Origin of the sequence: Enterococcus sp. DIV0712 (assembly GCF_050554855.1) — a bacterium.
In the GTDB taxonomy this organism is placed as follows: Bacteria; Bacillota; Bacilli; order Lactobacillales; family Enterococcaceae; genus Enterococcus; species Enterococcus faecalis.
The window spans coordinates 1731107-1750105 of sequence record NZ_CP187333.1 but is presented as its reverse complement, the minus strand read 5'-3'; the positions used below and the strand labels follow the sequence as shown (position 1 = coordinate 1750105).

Sequence of the window (18999 nt, the reverse complement as noted above, 5' to 3'; positions counted from 1 at the left end):
ACAATCAGTCGTTTTTCTATTTCAATTAATGGCAATTCTTCCATAAAACGTTTAAAATGAACGATGTAATAAGAGCTCAGTTAAGGAAAGTAAGGTTTCTTTTGCTGTGCCATCAGGCAATTGTTGAATATCAGTGATTGCTTTGTTGGTTACTTTTTTAGCAAAAGCTTGTGCTTCTGTAACGCCATGATAGTCATTGACTAGCGCCGCAACTTCAGCTGCCTCTTCTAAGGTAATGGCGCGTCCTTTATCCAAATAAGGGCCGAATACGTCAGGTGCTGCTTGATAAGCGAAGAGAAGGGGTAACGTATAAACACCTTGTGACAAGTCTTCTAAAGCGGGCTTTTTCAAAGTTTCCGTGTCGGCAGTGTAATCTAAAATATCGTCATAGACTTGAAAAGCAATGCCAATATGACGGCCAATTCGTTTAGCTAAACGTTGGACTTCTTTTGAACTATGACCGAAATAGGCCCCTTCAAGACAGCTTAGTGAAAAAAGTTCGGCTGTTTTGCCGTTGACACTTCTTAAATAAGCAGGAATCGACATGCGGCGGTCAAATCGATGACTCATTTGATCGAGTTCACCAAGTAATAACCGTTTCATTCCTTGTGCATTGATTTTCATAAATTCAGAGCCATTCATGGCATCTGCAATCAAAGTAAAGAATTCAGTGAATAGTAAATCACCTGTGTAAACAGCCACGTCTTTACCATATTGTGATTGAATAGTCACAGCGCCTCGGCGCAATGGAGAATCGTCAATAATGTCATCGTGAATCAACGTAGCCATATGTAGGATTTCCAAAGATGCAGCTATTTTTAATAGTTGTTGTTTCTCTTGTTTTTCTTCATCACCCAGTTGAGCAAAAAGAAAGAAAAAAGCGGGGCGTAATAATTTGCCGCCAGAACGAGCCAAAGTTACTAAGGCTTCTTCAATGTCTTCGTTGCGTGTATGCAACGTTTGTTCAATTAATTCACATGTTTCCGTTAAAGAACGTTCAACGTCAGGAAACGACTTCCAAAATGTGTTCATAAATATACTACGATCCTTTCAGTGGTTCAATACTATTTGATTGTATACGAATTGGCGACAGAAATACAGTAATTAAGTTTTAAAAGTAACAAAGTTTGTAAAAAAGTAGCGGAGGGATAGTTTGAATCGAGAAATATTTTTTGAATTAGTAGAATTAAAAGCAAAAACAGCGAGTGTTTTGCCATTTTTGTTAGGAATTTGTTTTAGTTGGTACCAATATGGGCGGCTCCATGTTGGTTATGTTTTAATTTTTTTCATTGCGATGTTTATTTTTAATATGGCGGTCGATATTTTAGATAATTATAATGATTACCATCATGCTACAGAAGTTCATGATTATAAGGAAAAAACGAATATTATCGGTCGAGAAAATTTATCTTTGCCATTAATACGCAAAATGATTTTTTGGATGATTCTCGTTTCTGCTTTAATGGGGATTGGGTTGTCATTTATTGTTGGCTGGCCGTTATTAATTATGGGTCTTTATTGTTACTTAATTGGTATTTTTTATTCATCAGGACCGAAACCTTTGTCCAGTCTACCATTAGGGGAAGTTTTCTCAGGATTTACAATGGGGTTCATGATTACCCTTATTTGTGTCTACATTAATACGTTTGAAGTTTTCAATTGGTCAGCAGCTAATTTATGGGGGATTTTCTTAGTCGCTTTACCTAATACTTGTTACATTGCTAACTTAATGTTAGCAAATAATATCTGTGACTTAGAGGAAGATGAAAATAACAAGAGATATACATTAGTTCATTACCTTGGCAAAGCAAGTTCTTTGAAATTATTCGTCGGATTAAATACAATAGCAATGTTAGCCATTTTGTTAGCTGTCGGGTTAGGATTAACCCCGCCAACAATGTTACTCATGCTTTTAACTTTACCTTTTGTACGGAAACAAACCCAAGCCTTACTGAAGGAACAAGTGAAGAGTAAAACATTTGTTTGTGCTGTGAAGATCTTAGCTGTGGGAGCAACTGCACAAGTGCTATTTTTTGCCATAGGTTTGTGGTGGCTGTAAATTTTTTATAGAGTGGAAGGGAATCAAAATGAATAAGAAACATGTTGTTATTTTAGGTGCTGGTTACGCAGGCTTAAAAACATTACGCGAATTACAAAAAGGCGCCAAAGACGTCGAAATTACTTTAGTGGATCGTAATAACTATCACTACGAAGCAACGGACTTGCATGAAGTTGCTGCTGGAACACAACCAGCTGAAAAAATCACATACAATATTATGGATGTTGTCGATGAAAAAATGACAACCTTTATCCAAGGAACAGTTCAAACAATTGATGCTGCAACACAAACAGTTGCTTTAGAAGATGGCCAAACAATCAATTATGATTACTTAGTTGTTTCTCTTGGGTTTGAATCAGAATCATTTGGTATCCCTGGTGTGCAAGAACATGCTCTACAAATGGTAGATGTGAAAACGGCTTTAAACGTGTATGAACATATCCAAGAACAAATGCGTCAATACAAAGCAACTCAAAACGAAGAATTCTTAAAAATTGTTGTCTGCGGAGCAGGCTTTACAGGGATTGAATTATTAGGTTCTCTTGTTGAAAATAAACCAAAATTTGCTGAAATCGCAGGTGTCTCAGCAGATCAAATCCAAATTTATTGTGTCGAAGCAGTTACTCGCCTATTGCCGATGTTTAACGAAAAACTTGCGAACTATGGTGTGCAATTATTAAAAGATTCAGCTATTCATTTATTATTAGGTAAACCGATTAAAGAAATCAAACCAGGCGCAGTTGTTTATCAAGATAACGAAGCAGGCGACTTGGCAGAACTTTCTGCTAAAACAATTATTTGGACAACGGGTGTTAGTGGAAGCCACGTTGTAGGCGATTCTGGATTTGAAGCTCGTCGTGGTCGTGTCATGGTTCAACCAGATTTAACAGATGCGAACCATAGCAACGTCTATATTATTGGTGACTGCTCAGCAGTGATGGATACAGAAACCAATCGACCTTACCCAACAACAGCACAAATCGCCTTGAAGATGGGCGCTCATGCTGCTAAAAATATTCAAGCACAATTGAAAGGGGAAGCAACTAAACCTTTCAGCTTTAAATCACAAGGTTCTGTTTGTTCTGTCGGAAATACACGTGCTTTAGGAATCGTTGGTAAAACAGACATTAAAGGATACCCAGCTTCATTCATGAAAAAAATTATCATGAACAAAGCGCTCTTTGAAACAGGTGGTACCAAAGAAATGATGGCTAAAGGTCGTTTCGACTTATACCATTAAGAATCAGCAAAATAAGAAATAATGAGGTCGGGACAGAACCGTTTAGCTCCGAGAAATAAGAAGAAATTTCCGAAAATTGCTCTTTAATTTTTGGAGAATTTCGGCTTATTTCCGAAGGAGTTGGTTCTGTTCCCGCCGTTTATCAGTTTTTGAGCGTGGAGCAAAAATCCAAAGTGATTTTTGTCCCACGCTCATTTTTCTTAAATGAAAGTTTTTAAAAAATTTCCATGATTTTTCAAGTAAAATGAGGTGGGCACTTTTGTTCGATTCCATTTTTATGTATAATGAGAAGTGATGGAAAGAGGGAAGTTAAATGGCACAAAAAAGAGCAACAAATAAGAAAAAAAGTACGACAAAGAAAAAGACCAAAAAACAACAGCAACAACAAGAACGTTTAAATTATATGTTTCTTGGCCTGATTTTTATTTTATTCGGTGTCTTTGGACTCTTTCGCTTAGGGTTTTTAGGCACGTTATTAGCGAATTGTTTACGCTTAGTTGTAGGTAATACCTTTCCATTTGCAGCGATTTTACTAATCCTGTATGGCTTATTAGTCATGATTTATGGGAAAGATTTTCCGTTAAAAAGAGGGCGCCCTATTTTTGGGGCTGTTCTGATTTATATTAGTGTTTTGTTATTTTTCCATGCCTTTATGTTTCGAAATGTTAGTGGCAGTCAACCAGATATTTTAGGTAACACTTGGGAGTTTTTGCAAAGCGATCTAAAAGCCAACCAAGTGACGCAAAACGTAGGGGGCGGTATGATTGGCGCGCTGCTTTATCAAGGAACGTACTTTTTGGTGGCACAATTTGGCAGCTATTTAATTGCTACATTGCTACTGTTAGCGGGTATTTTCTTGATGAGTATGTGGGATTTTCAGCAAATTGTTGATCATTTCCAAAGTATTCAAGATCGCCTAAGTCATGTTTCGGCAAAATCACAGGCGCGACAAGAAGAAAAAGAGACGAAGCGAGCAGCGAAGAAAGAAGCCAAAGCTGCAGAACGCCAAGCAAAAATTGAAGCCGCTGCCCAACAAAAATTACAAGAGCGGGAACGCATGGAACAAGCGGCAGCCGAGCGCTTAACAAAAACACCTGTTGAAACCCACCAACCAATGGTGGAAGAACCGGCCGCACCAACGCCTGTTCAAATTGATTCGTTTCAACAGCAAAATCAGGCGATGCCTGTACCACCAATTGCAGCAACAAAACCGCAACGAGAGCAGGAAGAAGAGGCGGCAGATGAAGCTGGTGTTCTCGAATTTGAAATTTCTGAAGAAGCGGAAGATCGTGATTATCAACTACCACCAACTGATTTGTTAGATACAATTCAAGCAACGGATCAAAGTGGTGAATATGAAAAAATCGAAAAAAATATTGGCGTCTTAGAACAAACCTTCAAGAGTTTTGGTGTTGATGCTAAAGTAGTCAAAGCTAGTTTAGGACCATCTGTCACAAAATTTGAAGTTCAACCCGCTGTTGGGGTAAAAGTTAGCAAAATTGTTAACTTGACGGATGACATTGCTTTAGCGCTTGCGGCCAAAGACGTTCGTATGGAGGCTCCGATTCCTGGGAAATCACTAATCGGGATTGAAGTTCCTAATAGTGCAATTAGTACAGTATCCTTTAGAGATATTGTTGAGGCACAACCAAGTCATCCAGATAAACTATTAGAAGTACCTTTAGGTCGAGATATTTCAGGGATGGTTCAAACTGCGGATCTATCAAAAATGCCGCATTTATTAATTGCGGGATCGACAGGGAGTGGGAAATCGGTTGCTATCAATGGCATCATCACAGGTATTTTGATGCAAGCGAAACCTCATGAAGTAAAATTAATGATGATTGACCCGAAAATGGTGGAATTGAATGTGTATAACGGGATTCCTCATTTATTAACGCCAGTGGTTACTAATCCGAGAAAAGCAGCACAAGCCCTGCAAAAAGTAGTTCAAGAAATGGAATTTCGTTATGAAAAATTTGCAGCAACAGGCGTCCGAAATATCACTGGTTACAATCAACTAATTCAACAGAAAAATGCGGAAGATGGCGAAAATCGTCCAATTCTACCATTTATTGTTGTCATTGTTGATGAGTTAGCTGATTTAATGATGGTGGCAAGTAACGAAGTAGAAGATGCGATTATCCGTTTAGCCCAAATGGCACGGGCAGCAGGTATTCATATGATTTTAGCGACACAACGGCCAAGTGTGGATGTCATTACAGGAATCATCAAAGCAAATGTCCCTTCTCGAATGGCTTTTGCGGTCTCAAGTGGGACAGACTCGCGTACCATTATTGATACCAACGGGGCGGAGAAACTATTAGGTCGAGGCGATATGCTCTTCTTACCAATGGGAGAAAATAAACCAATTCGTATCCAAGGGGCCTTTATCTCTGATCAAGAAGTCGAACGAGTGGTTGCGTTTGTAACGGACCAACAAGAAGCTGAATATCAAGAAAGCATGATGCCAACAGATGAACCGACCACTTCAGGCGGTGGCGAAGCTCCTCAAGATGAGTTGTTTGAAGAAGCGAAAAACTTGGTGGTTGAAATGCAAACAGCTAGTATTTCATTGCTACAAAGACGTTTTAGAATTGGCTATAATCGTGCGGCTCGCTTAGTAGATGAATTGGAAGCACACGGAGTTATTGGACCATCAGAAGGTAGCAAACCAAGAAAAGTCTTTCTACAAGCGGAATCAGAAGAGGCAGCACCTGAGACGCCAGAACAATAAACAAAAAGAACAAAAATAGATAAATTTATCTATTTTTGTTCTTTTTTTATAATTTCAGCAAAGCATCATGTTATAATCATCATTTTCTGGTAAAATAGAAAGGAATAGTGCGGTTGGGAGGGAGCGTATCATGAGAAGAAAGAGCGTGCTTTATTTAGAAGTAGCAGATCAGATTAAAGAAGATATTTTGAGTGGCAAGTATCCAGTAGGAACGTTTTTACCAACAGAAACAGAATTGGAAGAGCTGTTTAACGTTAGTAAAATTACGATTCGGCGGGCAATCGAAATGTTAGCAACGGAAGAATTTGTTGAGAAAAAAAGTGGCCGAGGCACAACTGTGTTAAGCAATCGTCCCTATAATAAACTATCAAAAGCAGGGACATTCACTGAATTTTTGAATGAATCAGGTCAGAAAGTAACTAAAAAAGTTTTACAAGTTGAAAACTTGACGTTGTCAAAAGAGATGCCTGCTTATCAATTTTTAGGAGAAGAAGTGGTTCACCTTTCACGGTTATATCTAATCGATGAACAACCCTATATTTATTTTAATTACTATTTGCCAGCTGCCATGAAAGACGTATCATTGACTGAATACAAAGAAGAATCCTTGTATCGTTTGATGGATCGACATGCCATTGAAATTTATAAATTTGAAGACCGTTTTGAAGTTGCAACTTTGACAGAAGCAGAGCAAAAGATGTTGCAAACAACTGAAACAACGGGCTTAAAAAGAATTCGGCGTTCGTTAAGCCCAACAGGTCGTTGCGTAGAATATTCAGAAGCTATTTATAATACGAAGATTCATCCTTATGTGATTGAATATGAAGCATAACTTTTAAAAGAATAACAGTGCACTTACAGTAATGTAAGTTCATTGTTATTCTTTTCTATTGTCGTTTTTTTTCGTTTTCGATACACTAAATGAGTGAGAAGAATAGGAGTGGAAAATATGTTAGAAGTACAAAATTTGAAAAAAGTTTACGGAAACGAAATTAAATATGAAGCTTTAAAAGGGATTAATTTAACTGTCCAAGATGGTGAATTTATTGGTATTATGGGACCTTCTGGAAGTGGGAAAAGTACACTTTTAAATTTATTGGCAACAATCGATAGTCCAACAGACGGTGAAATACTTTTAAATGGAAAAAATCCAAACAATTTGAATCAAGAACAAATTGCTAAATTCCGTCGCACAGAATTAGGATTTGTTTTTCAAAGCTTTAATTTAATGCCAACATTAACTGTTGAAGAAAATATTATTTTGCCATTGACGCTTGATGGAGAAAAAGTCTCTGTAATGAAACGACAATTAGCAGAATTAAGTGAGCGTTTAGGTATCAATCATCTGTTGAAAAAACGAATTGCAGAAATTTCTGGTGGACAAGCACAGCGTGTCGCCGTTGCGCGGGCAATGATTCATCATCCGCAATTATTATTGGCTGATGAACCAACAGGAAACTTAGATACGAAATCATCTAAGGATGTGATGGGCTTGTTACAACAATTAAACGAAGAAGAAGCGGCGACTATTTTAATGGTGACCCATGATCCGCTAGCCGCAAGTTATTGCAAGCGCATCGTCTTTATTAAAGATGGTGAATTAATTGATGAAATTGTCCAAAATGGCAATCAAAAAGAGTTCTACGATTTAATCATGGTGAAACTGGCTGAGATTGAAGGTGTCGATAATGAATTTTAATCAGTTTGTTATAAGAAACACGATTCGAAATAAGCATTTATACTTGGCTTATTTCCTAAGTACAATGTTTTCTGTGATGATCTTTTTTACGTTCACTGGTTTTGTCTTTCACCCAGCCTTAGCTAATGGTTTAAATCCTAAAGCACAAATGGGAATGACGGCTGCGGCTATTATAATCTATGGTTTCTCTTTCTTATTCGTTTTATACTCGATGGATGTCTTTATCCAATCTCGGAAAAAAGAGTTTGGAACCTTGATGATTCAAGGGATGAGTCCAAAACAGTTAAAGAAAATGATTTTTATTGAAAACTTAGTGATTGGTTTCTTTGCTACAATTTTTGGTAGCATTTTAGGTGTTGGATTTTCACAGTTTATTTTATGGATTAGCAATTTATTGATGCATCTAGGTTTAGGTTTTTATTTGCCAGTGATGCCGTTTATCATTACTGTCATTTCATTTGCGGTCTTGTTCTTAGTAATTTCTTTCTTTATTCAATTCCGCTTGCCAAAAGCGACACTTCAAGAGCTATTAAAAGCAGGGGAAATGGGTAAAGGTGAAATCAAAAGCTCTAAAGTTAAATCTTTCTTAGCCGTGTTGCTTTTAGTTGTCGGTTATGGAATTGCTTTAGTTGCTAAGGGACAGTTAGTTTTAATGGTGATGTTCCCAGTGATTTTCTTAGTTATTTTAGGGACAAAATTCTTATTTGACCAATTGAGTGTTTCTGTCATTGAACGTTTAAAACGGAAACCAAAAATCTTTTGGAAAAAAACCAATATGGTCGTTTTATCAGATTTAGCATTCCGCATGAAAGATAATGCACGTTCGTTCTTCTTGGTTTCGGTGATATCAACGGTTGCTTTTGCTGCCATTGGAACGTTATACGGCGTGAATGAGATGATTTTTAAAGGAATAAGTTCTGTACCGTACGAACTGACATTGTCTGATTCGACCAACCCAGAAAATCAAGAAATGAAACAATTTGCGACAAAAACATTCCAAGAAAAAAATATTCAGTTTGATCAGATTGATTACACAATGTACAAAACAAGTGCCGGTATCCAATTAATCAAAACATCTGAATATAATAAACTCGCAAAATTTATAGATGAACCAACTTTAACAGGTGAGAAAGTAGTTAATTTATCACAAAAAGATGCTCCTTCTGCTGCATCAGTAGATGTCAAATCTGTTCAATTGGCAAATGATCAAGTTTTAAACATTGATAAAACAGAAGAAACCAATGTATTACCGACTTTTGGCGGTGTGGTTGTTATCCCAGATAGTACCTCAACAGATGGAATCAAAGCGGAAACAGAAACAATTTGGCAACCAAAAGAAGGCACAGATAAAGAAACCTTAATTGATGCTGAAAATATTATTGGTGAAAAATACCCAATGTTACTAGGAACCGCGGCTACAGTTGCAGGTATTACGCAATTTTATACGCCAGTTCTTTTTGTCGGACTATTTATCGGTATCGTGTTCTTTGTTTCGGCGGGTAGTTTCTTATACTTCCGTTTATATAGTGATATGAATACAGACGTTGAAAAATTCAAGATGATTTACAAACTTGGCTTGACGAAAAAAGAATTGAAGAAAATGATTTACCAACAAGTAGGTATTTTATTCTTTACACCGATTGTTGTTTCATTTATTCATGGAGCTGTTGCTTTGAAAGCAATGTATGCCGTGTTAGATCAGCCAATGCAATTAGCTGGCTGGCAAGTTTTAGGCGTTTTCTTATTGATTCAGGTCGTTTACTATTTAATTGCCAGAACGTTCTACTTCAAAAAAGTTTATCACTTAGTGAAAGATTAATTATAAAAAATCGTTAAGTATGCACGCTTAACGATTTTTTTTTGAGGCTCTTCGTGATATTGCATTCAAAGTGAGAATACGTTATAGTTATGAAGCGAATGTAATAGCAGAAATGAGGAAAAGAAATGCAGAAAGAATCCATTTATGGACTGACGAGAGAACAGCTTGTGGACTGGTTTTTAGCCCATGGCGAGAAGAAATTTCGCGCAACACAAGTGTGGGAATGGTTGTATACAAAACGTGTTGCTTCATTTAGTGAAATGTCGAACATTTCTAAATCGTTGATGACTTTATTAGAAGAAAATTTTTCATTAAATCCATTAAAACAAGTCATTGTGCAAGAAGCGCAAGATGGTACCGTGAAGTATTTATTTGAATTACCAGATAAAAATATGATTGAAACAGTCTTGATGCGTCAAGAATATGGATTATCTGTTTGTGTGACCACTCAAGTTGGCTGCAATATTGGGTGTACATTTTGTGCTAGTGGGCTATTAAAAAAACAAAGAGATTTAACTGCTGGCGAGATTGTTGCCCAAATTATGTGGGTGCAACATTATTTCGATGAACGTGGGTTGGATGAACGTGTTAGCCATGTCGTTGTGATGGGAATTGGTGAACCATTTGATAATTATGCCAATGTCATGAACTTTTTACGAACGATTAATGATGATAAAGGCTTGGCTATTGGTGCCCGCCATATTACAGTTTCAACAAGTGGTTTAGTGCCAAAAATTCGTGAATTTGCAGACAGTGGACTACAAGTAAACTTAGCAATCTCATTACATGCTCCTAACAACGAAGTTCGTACATCAATTATGCGGATTAATCGTAGTTTTCCAATTGAAAAATTAATGGCAGCAATTGATGAATACATTCAAAAAACCAACCGACGTGTTACATTTGAATATATTATGTTGAGTCAAGTGAACGACCGACCAGAACATGCTCAACAATTAGCAGATTTACTACGGAATAAGAAAAAACTTTCTTATGTTAATCTGATTCCGTATAACCCAGTGAGTGAACACGATCAATATAGCAGAAGCTCTAAAGAAGCGGTTTTAAAATTTTATGATGTACTCAAAAAGAATGGCATCAATTGTGTTATTCGTAAAGAACACGGAACAGATATTGATGCGGCTTGCGGACAATTACGCAGCAAACAAATGAAAAAAGAAAAAGTCAAAAACCAATAACGTAGTTAAAATCGGATCAGAAAGGTTTCTTTTTGATCCGATTTTTCGTTTATTTAATAAAAAATCGTCGGTTTTTCAATTCTTGTTTATAAACAAAAGATGAATGCTCTAAAACTTTTATGACAAATTTTCTTTTTGTGGTTTTCAAACTTGAAATTCTAAAAGAAATAGCTATACTGAAAAGAGATCGTCACAGAATTTTTCATGAAAACAGCTATTATTTTCGTTATCTTTTCAAGAAAGTGAAATTTTGTTACGCTTTTTTAGTTTAAATGAAATGAGGGAGTCTATGGAGAAAAAGCAATTAAAAAGAGAGATAACAACGTTTGGTGCGTTATCCACGGTAATGGGTACGGTGATTGGCGCTGGTGTTTTCTTTAAAGCTGCGAGTGTCGTTGGACACGCACAGTCAGCTAGTTTAGCTATTTTTGCTTGGGTGTTAGGTGGTGCCTTAACCATTTGTGCAGGATTAACCAGCGCCGAACTTGCTACAGCAATCCCTGAAACAGGTGGCGCAGTGAAGTATATTGAATATACATATGGTAAATTAGCTGGTTTTCTTTTAGGGTGGGCACAAAGTATCATTTATTATCCTGCCAACATTTCGGCGTTATCCATTATTTTTAGTACACAACTAATCAATTTGTTTCATTTATCGGCAAATTTATTGATTCCAATTGCCATTCTTGCGGGAACTAGTATCACCGTAATTAATTTATTAGGAACAAAAATTGCTTCTTTGGTCCAATCCACGACATTGGTAGTAAAACTGATTCCAATTGCCTTGATTTCTTTAGTAGGATTATTTACTCCCGGACAGGTAGCTGTTTCACTTTTTCCTGTTGAAACAACAGCGAATACTGGCTTTTTAGTTGCTTTTAGTGGCGCCTTAGTCGCCACCATGTTTGCTTATGATGGCTGGCTAGGTGTGGGTAACGTGGCTGGTGAAATGAAGCGACCAGAAAGAGATTTGCCTAAAGCCATTATTTTTGGTTTGTTATTGATTACTTTAATTTATGCCTTAATTAATTTTGTGTTTCTAAAAACATTACCAATTGAGCAAATCGCTGGGAATTTGAATGCAGCTTCGGATGCTTCTGTGGCTATTTTTGGACCAATTGGTGGCAAAATCGTAACTATTGGGATTTTAATCTCTGTATATGGTGCGTTAAACGGCTACACAATGACAGGGATTCGGATTCCTTATGCCTTAGCCTTAGATAATCTGATGCCTTTTAGTCGTCAGTTTCAAAAGTTGTCTAAACGCTTTGTTGTTCCTTATGTTGCTGGAATTTTCCAGTTAGCTGTAGCCATTATCATGATGTTTTTCGGGACCTTCGATTTATTGACGGATATGTTAGTTTTTGTTATGTGGCTGTTTAATCTATTAATTTTCTTAGCCGTTTTTATTTTAAGAAAACGAGAACCTGAATTAAAACGACCGTATAAAGTTCCTGGCTATCCAATTATTCCAATTATCGCAAGTCTAGGTGGTATCTTCATCTTGGTTACAACAAGTATTACACAGCCTATTCTTGCATTGATTGGTATAGGGATTACGCTTCTAGGAATTCCAGTTTATTTAGTTAATAAACAAAAAACGAAGCCAAAAACGTAAACGATCCGATCTGATTCTGATAGTTTTTCTCAAAAATTTTGTGATTCAGAGAAATTTTTGAAAACTAAACGCAAGATTTTTTTAGTATAATATTAAGTGTCTAGGAGTTCCACTATTTTGGGGAAGATAGATGGACAGCGCAAACTTCAAAAAAAGAACCTTCATCTTATTGGTGAAGGTTCTTTTTTTTGCTGAAATCATAAAATAAATGCGTAGTTTATTAGTGAGAGGAGGAAATGAATGACTGAAAATGTAAAAAAATTAGCTCATCAATTAATTGAATGGGGCGTCCTTCATGGGGCGCAAGACGTTTATTTTTTACCCAATGATACCGAAATAGCCATCTCTTTTCGGACAGGGATGCAACGGACACTTTACACACAAGTTTCCGCAGAAATAGGCGAAAAGTTAATTTTCCACTTTAAATTTATAGGCGGCATGGATGTCGGAGAAAGACGAAAAGCACAATTAGGCGCGACAACTTATCTAATTGGCGAGACGAAGCAACGCTTGCGTTTATCATCTGTGGGAGATTTTCAGAATCGAGAGAGCTTGGTAATTCGTTTTTTGCACCGATTTGGTGAACAAGCTGAACATTTTTTCTTTCCCCACCAGCTGAATGAAATTGAAGCATCTTGTCAGAAACGAGGACTTTATTTATTCAGTGGACCAGTTGGTTCTGGGAAAACAACAACCATGTATCGTGTGGCTAAACAAAGAAGTGGCGAACAACAAGTGATAGCGATTGAGGATCCTGTTGAAATTGAGGAAAAGCAGTTTTTACAGTTGCAAACAAATGAAAAAATTCAGTTAACGTACGAAGCCTTGATAAAAGTTTGCTTACGCCATCATCCTGATATTTTGATTATTGGTGAAATTCGTGATGGCGAGACGGCTCAAGCAGTTATTCGAGCCGCCTTAACGGGTCATACTATTTTTGCGACAATTCACGCCCGTAACTTATTGGGGGTGCAACGGCGTTTGATAGAATTAGGTGGCCCAGAGCATGAATTGGCTGAATGCTTGCAAGGTATCATTTATCAACAGATTTTGACAACCACGATTAATAAGGAACAAGTAGCGGGAATTCTTTATGATTATTTCTTCTTTAAGGAAGCTGTTATAAAGAGTAGTTGGCAAAAGAATCTAAGAAAGGCGTGGGCGTATGGGTTTATTACAGAAAAAACGTATTTTCAAGCCATCGAATAAATTAACGAAAAAACAACAGCAGCTTTTTCTGAAACTATTAGCGGATTTGCTTGCAAATGGTTTTAATATACAAGAAAGTTTTTCCTTCATGAAAAAATCAAACGCCTTACCTCAGCACAGTATAACTTTTTTAGTTGAAGGCTTTTCCTCAGGCATTGCCTTACAAGCTTTAGTCGAAGAATTAGGGTTTTCAACAATGGTCTCGGCACAATTGTCGTTTGCTACTGCACACGGGGATTTGGTAGGGACACTACAAGCGATTTCCGAACATTTTTTTCAAACGGAAAAATATCGGCAACAGTTCTATAAAATAATTAGTTACCCGCTGCTCCTGATTGTTTTTTTGATTCTCGTCATTGTTGGTATCCGGCAATTTTTATTGCCCCAATTAATGGAAAATGATGCCAATAGTTATTCTAAAAATATTGGGATTCTTCTGATTGTTTACAGTCCATACATTCTGGTTACCTTAGTTTTTGTCCTCTCATTTAGTTTCTTCATTTTAAACCGTTATTTGAAGCATCAGTCTGCTATTCAGCGGGCCTTCGTATATCTGAAACTGCCAATTATCCGTGGCCTTTATCGGGAATACGTCAGTGCTTTTTTTGCACTAGAATGGGGGAAGTTGCTTGCGCAAGGATTAGAAATGAAAGAGGTCATCGATTTGATGCGCCATACAACCAATTACCCCTTAATGAAAGAATTAGCTGGAGCAATTAGTGAAGGACTGCTAGTTGGTGAAACCTTACATAGACAATTAGCTGCTTATCCTTTTTTTACGAAAGCATTGGGTTTAATGATTCAACAAGGGGAAGTAAAAGGAAAATTAGGCAAGGAGTTGATGGTTTATAGTAATGTCTGTTTCCAAGGTTTTTTCAAAAAAATCGAACGAGTCATTACCCTTGTTCAACCATTTATTTTTATCATAATTGCTTGTTTAATTATCGGTGTCTATGGGGCAATGTTGCTGCCTATTTATGGCAATATGGAAGGAGTTTTATAATGAAAAAGAAACAAAAATACGCAGGGTTTACATTATTAGAAATGTTGATTGTCTTATTGATTATTTCCGTATTGATTTTACTTTTTGTTCCTAACTTAGCGAAACATAAAGAAACAGTTGATAAAAAAGGCAATGAAGCAATCGTAAAAATTGTAGAATCACAAATCGAGCTCTACACACTAGAAAAAAATAAGACGCCTTCCTTAAATGAATTAGTCAACGAAGGCTACATTACTAAAGAGCAGTTAGATAAATATACAGCAGAAAAGCAATGAACAAGTCAGCAGGATTCACATTAATGGAAACACTTGCTAGTTTAACGATTGTTTGCTTTATGACTATGCTCCCAACACTTGCTATTCACCGCTGGCAAGAAACATTAAAAATTGAACAGTTTCTTGCTACGGTAGAAAAACAACTTCGTTTTGCGCAACAGCAAGCAATTGTTTTAGAGGAAACACAAGAAGTTTGGTTTTTTGAAGAACAACAAAGCTTTTCATTTCCTGATAAATTGAACCAATCAGCTCGAAGGACTTCGCTAGCTGTACCTGAAAAAATGACAGTGAGTGGCCCAAGCAAACTCAGTTTTCTTCATTCGTCAGGGAACAATGGCCGTTTAGTGAAATATATTTTTACTTGGACTGAAAAGAAACAGCAACTTATTTTACAATTTCAGATGGGGAGTGGTAGAGTGTTTATATATCAATAGTTCGAGATGTTTTTACCACAGATTTACCACAAATCACAAATTTTCAATGAGTTTATCCATCATATCAGCTGTTTCTTTTTCTTCTTCTTTTAATACATCGCTATAAACATCCAAAGTTATATTAATATTCTTGTGTCCTAACCGAGTTGAAACGTACTTAATGTTTGCTCCTGCTTCAATTAAAAACGTTGCATGGGTATGTCTTAGACCGTGTACGGTTATGTTTTGAACTTCTGCCTTTTCACATAACAGGCGAAACATATACGTAATTCTAGATTGTTTGATAGGTAAATTTCTAGAACTTAAAATAAAGTAGTCCTTATCTTTTAAAATTATTCCTTCTTTGAAAAGGCGTTCTTTCTCGTGATTTTTGTATTTTTTTATTAAAGTGAGTAATGAGTTGTCAAAATAAACTTTACGAATACTAGTTTTTGTTTTCGGCTTATTTTCACCATAATCGCCACGTGTAGAATTGATATCGAAATATTTTTCGTTTAAATCAATATCATTCCAACGCAGCCCCATCAATTCACCTTTTCTCATTCCAGATTTTAGCAGAGTCAAAAATATAACTTGAGTTTGAATATCTTCGTTTTCTAAAGCCGCCACAAATCGCTGTAATTCATTTTTAGAGAATGAACGAACATTATTACTTAAATCAAATTTAAAGCCTGTTAGCGTGTTGCTAGGGATGATTTGATTGTGTACCGCAGCGTTAATCATCCTCATTACAATTTTATGCCACGTTTGAATCGTGGATTCTGTATATTTGTTTTCTTGTCTTAATTTGTCAATAAATTCTCGCTTATAGGTAATCTTATTTAAAGAAGATAGTTTTTGATTTCCAATTAATGGTGATATGTGAAATTTGATAGCAGATTCAATGTTTTGTTTAGTTGAAACACTCCAATTGTCTTGGGCGTAAGGTATCCATACATCGATCCATTCATCTATGGTGAGTTGTTTATTTTCGATGAAGGAAGTGTTTTGTGTTTCTAAATCATATTGAATTTTTAGCAATGCTTTATTCGCTGCTCTTTCGCTTTCGAATCCACGTTTGCTAGCTTCTTTTCGATGTTTTAGAGAGTTGTAATAAGGATAGCGATATCCCCAAAAAGTCCCTTTTTTGTTTGAGTAAGAAAAAACATATTTGTATTTTTTGGACCAATTTAGTTTCGCCATATTTTCACGTCCTTTTCTTTGTGGTAAAATAGGCGTAACAAAATAAGCCTATTTTGGTTCTATTTTTAACGCACAACTTCTTGGTCGGAGGGTGCGTTATTTTTTTATTTCCTCTTTTAGTTGTTCGATCGTAGTTTCTAATTGATCAATTTTATTAATTAGTATTTCAATTTTATCATTTGATTCTTCATCTTCATTATTACTTTTATTAAAATATTCTGTAATAGTTGAAGTAAGCATACCAATAAATCCAATTCCTAAAATCATTAAAATGATTGCTGCAACTCTACCTAATGGCGTAGCTGGTGAAATATCGCCATAACCAACAGTAGTTGTTGTCACTAAAGCCCACCAAAATGCATCAATATACGGGACATTTTCTGCATATGAGTAAATCATTGCTGAAATAACAATAAGAACTGAGCTTAAATAAATCACGTTTAAAAATCCATTCGTATTTAAAAATGATTTAGTGTTTCTTGTTAATTTGCCAACCACACCTATCGCTCTTGTTAGTTTTGCAAGTCTAGCTATTTTAGCTATTCGAAATAACCTAGCGATTCTAAAGAAAGAAAAAATAGCATCAAAAGGAATTATCGCAATCAGATCAAAAATATTTTCTTTAAAAAAATCGATTTTATTTTTTGAGATAATGAATCTAACAATGTAGTCAATTGTAAATGTGATTAAGATAAAATTATCAATAATGTTAAACGGTGGATTACTAATATTAATGACATTTGAAAAATCAAAAATAACTAAAGCAATTGAAATTAATGCTAAGACAACAATAGAGTAATTATAGATTTTTTGATTTATCTTCAATGAAATTCTCTCACTCTCTAAATAGCAAGCTTTTTTATTTAACTCTTAAAGTCATTCCAGGATAATAAACCCAGTTTCCACCATTTAGCTCTTCTAATTGCTCAACAGTTAATCCGTGTCGTGCTGCAAAGTCACGTCCGAGTTCATTTTGACCTAATTGGTCATAGACTGCCTGTTCTTCAGATTGTTCGGAATTTCGAGGTTCTTCACTAGGTGCTTGCGTAGGTTCAGCTTGTTGTTGTGGTTCAGAAGGTTGCACATCTGCTTGTTGCCCTTGATTGTTTCTTTCAATTAATTGCTCCATCGTTATATTGCCGAGATAACTATAAACTTGTCCACCAGCTGACAAACTACCATCTATATTTTTGACCAATGTTCCTGGAGTATTATTTAAAACATATGACATTATTTGATTGCCGTTTTCATCAACGCTAAAACTTAAATTTTGAAGTGGAACATTTGATTGAGTAGTACTAGAGAATGTTCCGTCAGCATTTATAAAGAATAAATTATCACTTTGAGGGATGCCCCAACCACCAACAAAATCACCTAAACTTACTTCTGTTTGAGTTTCATTCTCAACGGATGAAGCGGAAATGTTAGATGTTTCAGTTGTTGAACTTGATTCTTTTTCTTTTGTTCTGCTAGATGAATCTTTTGTAGTAGATGTAACCGTTGTGGACGTTTCTTTTGTTTTTACTTCTTTTTTAGTTCCGTTAGAACAAGCTGCTAACACGACTAAAGATAGACTTAATAAAACAATCTTTTTCATTTTTTTAATCACTCCTAATTTCTGTTATTATTTTTATCAACAAATCCTAAAATAGGTTTTAAGTCTGCGTTGTTGTACAGACTTTTTTAATTTAAATAAGTTTCTTGTCCCATCTTTAAATTGTAATGGGTAATCACATTAGAATAATTAAATTGCCCATCATGTTTTTCAATAAGGCATTTAAACATATGATGATCTGCCTCAGCTTCCATCTTATTTCTAAAAGAAGGAATTTTATATAACTCCATGTAATCCGAATGGGAAACAACATGTTTGAACTCATGGAATATAGACTCTTCTTGTTCTTCAATAGATAAATTTTGATTTACGAAAATTATTCTTTTGACTGGCTCGTAACATGCGCGCTTATTTATTGGAGCGAAAACTAACTCTACTTCATATTCTTCCACCAACTCTTTGATACTTTTCATATAGCACAACCTTTAAATTATTTTCCGAATCTCCCTTTTAAGTAAGCACGAATAACTTCCCGATCATGATCATCCAAAGGCTCACCATCGAAACTCATCACATTGTCTAATACTTCATCTAAATCATCAGATGGTTTAGCACCAGCTTGGTTTGGATTATCCGTTCTACCTAATAAATAGTCGGTTGAAACATTAAAATACTGGGCTACCTTTTCGATGTATTCAGCTTTTGGAGATTGTTTTTTCCATTTGTAAATAGTGCTTTCTCCAAAACCGAGTTCTCTTGACACATCTTTAACACTTTTTCCTTGTTTTTTTGCAAGCATTTGTATTATCTCAAATACTGTCATATCAATACTCTCCTGTTCTCAAGAAGAAAATATTATAAAAAAAGGTAACTTTATGTTGACAAAAGTTTCCGATAGGGTTATTATCTTCTTGTAAAGTTAATTGGATAGAAAAAAAGCAAACTAAAAACACACCTTATAGCATTAAGT

The 18999-nt window shown here is 35.8% G+C and carries 18 protein-coding genes; 12 read left to right on the top strand and 6 right to left on the bottom strand.

Translation table 11 applies throughout. The annotated features are described in order from the left end of the window. Window positions 1–51: 51 nt before the first annotated feature. Entirely contained in the window at window positions 52–1032 is a 981-nt protein-coding gene (locus IGL42_RS08520) for a polyprenyl synthetase family protein (RefSeq protein ID WP_002378476.1), read from the bottom strand. Between the two features lie 121 nt (window positions 1033–1153). Here IGL42_RS08520 and IGL42_RS08515 point away from each other — a divergent pair, with 121 nt between their 5' ends. From IGL42_RS08515 to comGD, 12 genes are all read left to right on the top strand, one after another. Continuing rightward, window positions 1154–2059, top strand: coding sequence for a prenyltransferase (locus tag IGL42_RS08515; RefSeq protein WP_002360016.1), 906 nt, complete (start codon window positions 1154–1156; stop codon window positions 2057–2059). A gap of 28 nt (window positions 2060–2087) precedes the next feature. Further along, window positions 2088–3299: an NAD(P)/FAD-dependent oxidoreductase gene (locus IGL42_RS08510; protein ID WP_002378475.1), complete on the top strand. Its 1212-nt coding sequence runs from the start codon at window positions 2088–2090 to the stop codon at window positions 3297–3299. Between the two features lie 313 nt (window positions 3300–3612). Continuing rightward, window positions 3613–6036, top strand: coding sequence for a DNA translocase FtsK (locus IGL42_RS08505; protein WP_002378474.1), 2424 nt, complete (start codon window positions 3613–3615; stop codon window positions 6034–6036). Between the two features lie 130 nt (window positions 6037–6166). Next, window positions 6167–6868, top strand: a complete 702-nt coding sequence (locus IGL42_RS08500) for a GntR family transcriptional regulator (RefSeq protein WP_002364244.1) — start codon at window positions 6167–6169, stop codon at window positions 6866–6868. A 117-nt stretch (window positions 6869–6985) separates the two neighbouring features. After that, window positions 6986–7735, top strand: coding sequence for an ABC transporter ATP-binding protein (locus tag IGL42_RS08495; RefSeq protein WP_002381711.1), 750 nt, complete (start codon window positions 6986–6988; stop codon window positions 7733–7735). Further along, window positions 7725–9554, top strand: a complete 1830-nt coding sequence (locus IGL42_RS08490; protein WP_002401809.1) for an ABC transporter permease — start codon at window positions 7725–7727, stop codon at window positions 9552–9554. The genes IGL42_RS08495 and IGL42_RS08490 overlap by 11 nt, the downstream gene beginning before the upstream one ends. Before the next feature lie 125 nt (window positions 9555–9679). Further along, window positions 9680–10753: a 23S rRNA (adenine(2503)-C(2))-methyltransferase RlmN gene (gene rlmN / locus IGL42_RS08485; protein WP_002378471.1), complete on the top strand. Its 1074-nt coding sequence runs from the start codon at window positions 9680–9682 to the stop codon at window positions 10751–10753. A gap of 289 nt (window positions 10754–11042) precedes the next feature. Further along, a complete protein-coding gene (locus IGL42_RS08480; RefSeq protein WP_002360022.1) occupies window positions 11043–12371 on the top strand; it encodes an APC family permease in 1329 nt (442 codons plus the stop codon). Window positions 12372–12611: 240 nt separating this feature from the next. Continuing rightward, window positions 12612–13580 carry a competence type IV pilus ATPase ComGA gene (comGA, locus tag IGL42_RS08475; protein WP_002364362.1) on the top strand — a complete coding sequence of 323 codons (969 nt, stop codon included), beginning with the start codon at window positions 12612–12614 and terminating at the stop codon, window positions 13578–13580. Further along, window positions 13537–14583, top strand: coding sequence for a competence type IV pilus assembly protein ComGB (comGB, locus tag IGL42_RS08470; protein ID WP_002369171.1), 1047 nt, complete (start codon window positions 13537–13539; stop codon window positions 14581–14583). Before comGA ends, comGB begins: the two co-directional genes overlap by 44 nt. Continuing rightward, window positions 14583–14858, top strand: coding sequence for a competence type IV pilus major pilin ComGC (gene comGC, locus IGL42_RS08465; RefSeq protein ID WP_002356991.1), 276 nt, complete (start codon window positions 14583–14585; stop codon window positions 14856–14858). The genes comGB and comGC overlap by 1 nt, the downstream gene beginning before the upstream one ends. Continuing rightward, window positions 14855–15292, top strand: coding sequence for a competence type IV pilus minor pilin ComGD (gene comGD / locus IGL42_RS08460; protein ID WP_185776412.1), 438 nt, complete (start codon window positions 14855–14857; stop codon window positions 15290–15292). The genes comGC and comGD overlap by 4 nt, the downstream gene beginning before the upstream one ends. A 33-nt stretch (window positions 15293–15325) precedes the next feature. Here comGD and IGL42_RS08455 read toward each other — a convergent pair whose 3' ends face one another. From IGL42_RS08455 to IGL42_RS08435, 5 genes are all read right to left on the bottom strand, one after another. Next, window positions 15326–16474 (bottom strand): tyrosine-type recombinase/integrase, encoded by a 1149-nt coding sequence (locus IGL42_RS08455; protein WP_185776411.1) that lies wholly within the window; start codon window positions 16472–16474, stop codon window positions 15326–15328. A gap of 96 nt (window positions 16475–16570) precedes the next feature. Then, window positions 16571–17299 (bottom strand): ion transporter, encoded by a 729-nt coding sequence (locus tag IGL42_RS08450; RefSeq protein ID WP_185776410.1) that lies wholly within the window; start codon window positions 17297–17299, stop codon window positions 16571–16573. 34 nt (window positions 17300–17333) lie between these two features. Further along, window positions 17334–18071: a DUF4950 domain-containing protein gene (locus tag IGL42_RS08445; RefSeq protein ID WP_185776409.1), complete on the bottom strand. Its 738-nt coding sequence runs from the start codon at window positions 18069–18071 to the stop codon at window positions 17334–17336. Between the two features lie 86 nt (window positions 18072–18157). Next, entirely contained in the window at window positions 18158–18502 is a 345-nt protein-coding gene (locus IGL42_RS08440) for an ImmA/IrrE family metallo-endopeptidase (protein WP_002364356.1), read from the bottom strand. Window positions 18503–18519: 17 nt separating this feature from the next. Continuing rightward, window positions 18520–18852, bottom strand: a complete 333-nt coding sequence (locus IGL42_RS08435; protein WP_016627611.1) for a helix-turn-helix domain-containing protein — start codon at window positions 18850–18852, stop codon at window positions 18520–18522. Window positions 18853–18999 lie beyond the last annotated feature (147 nt).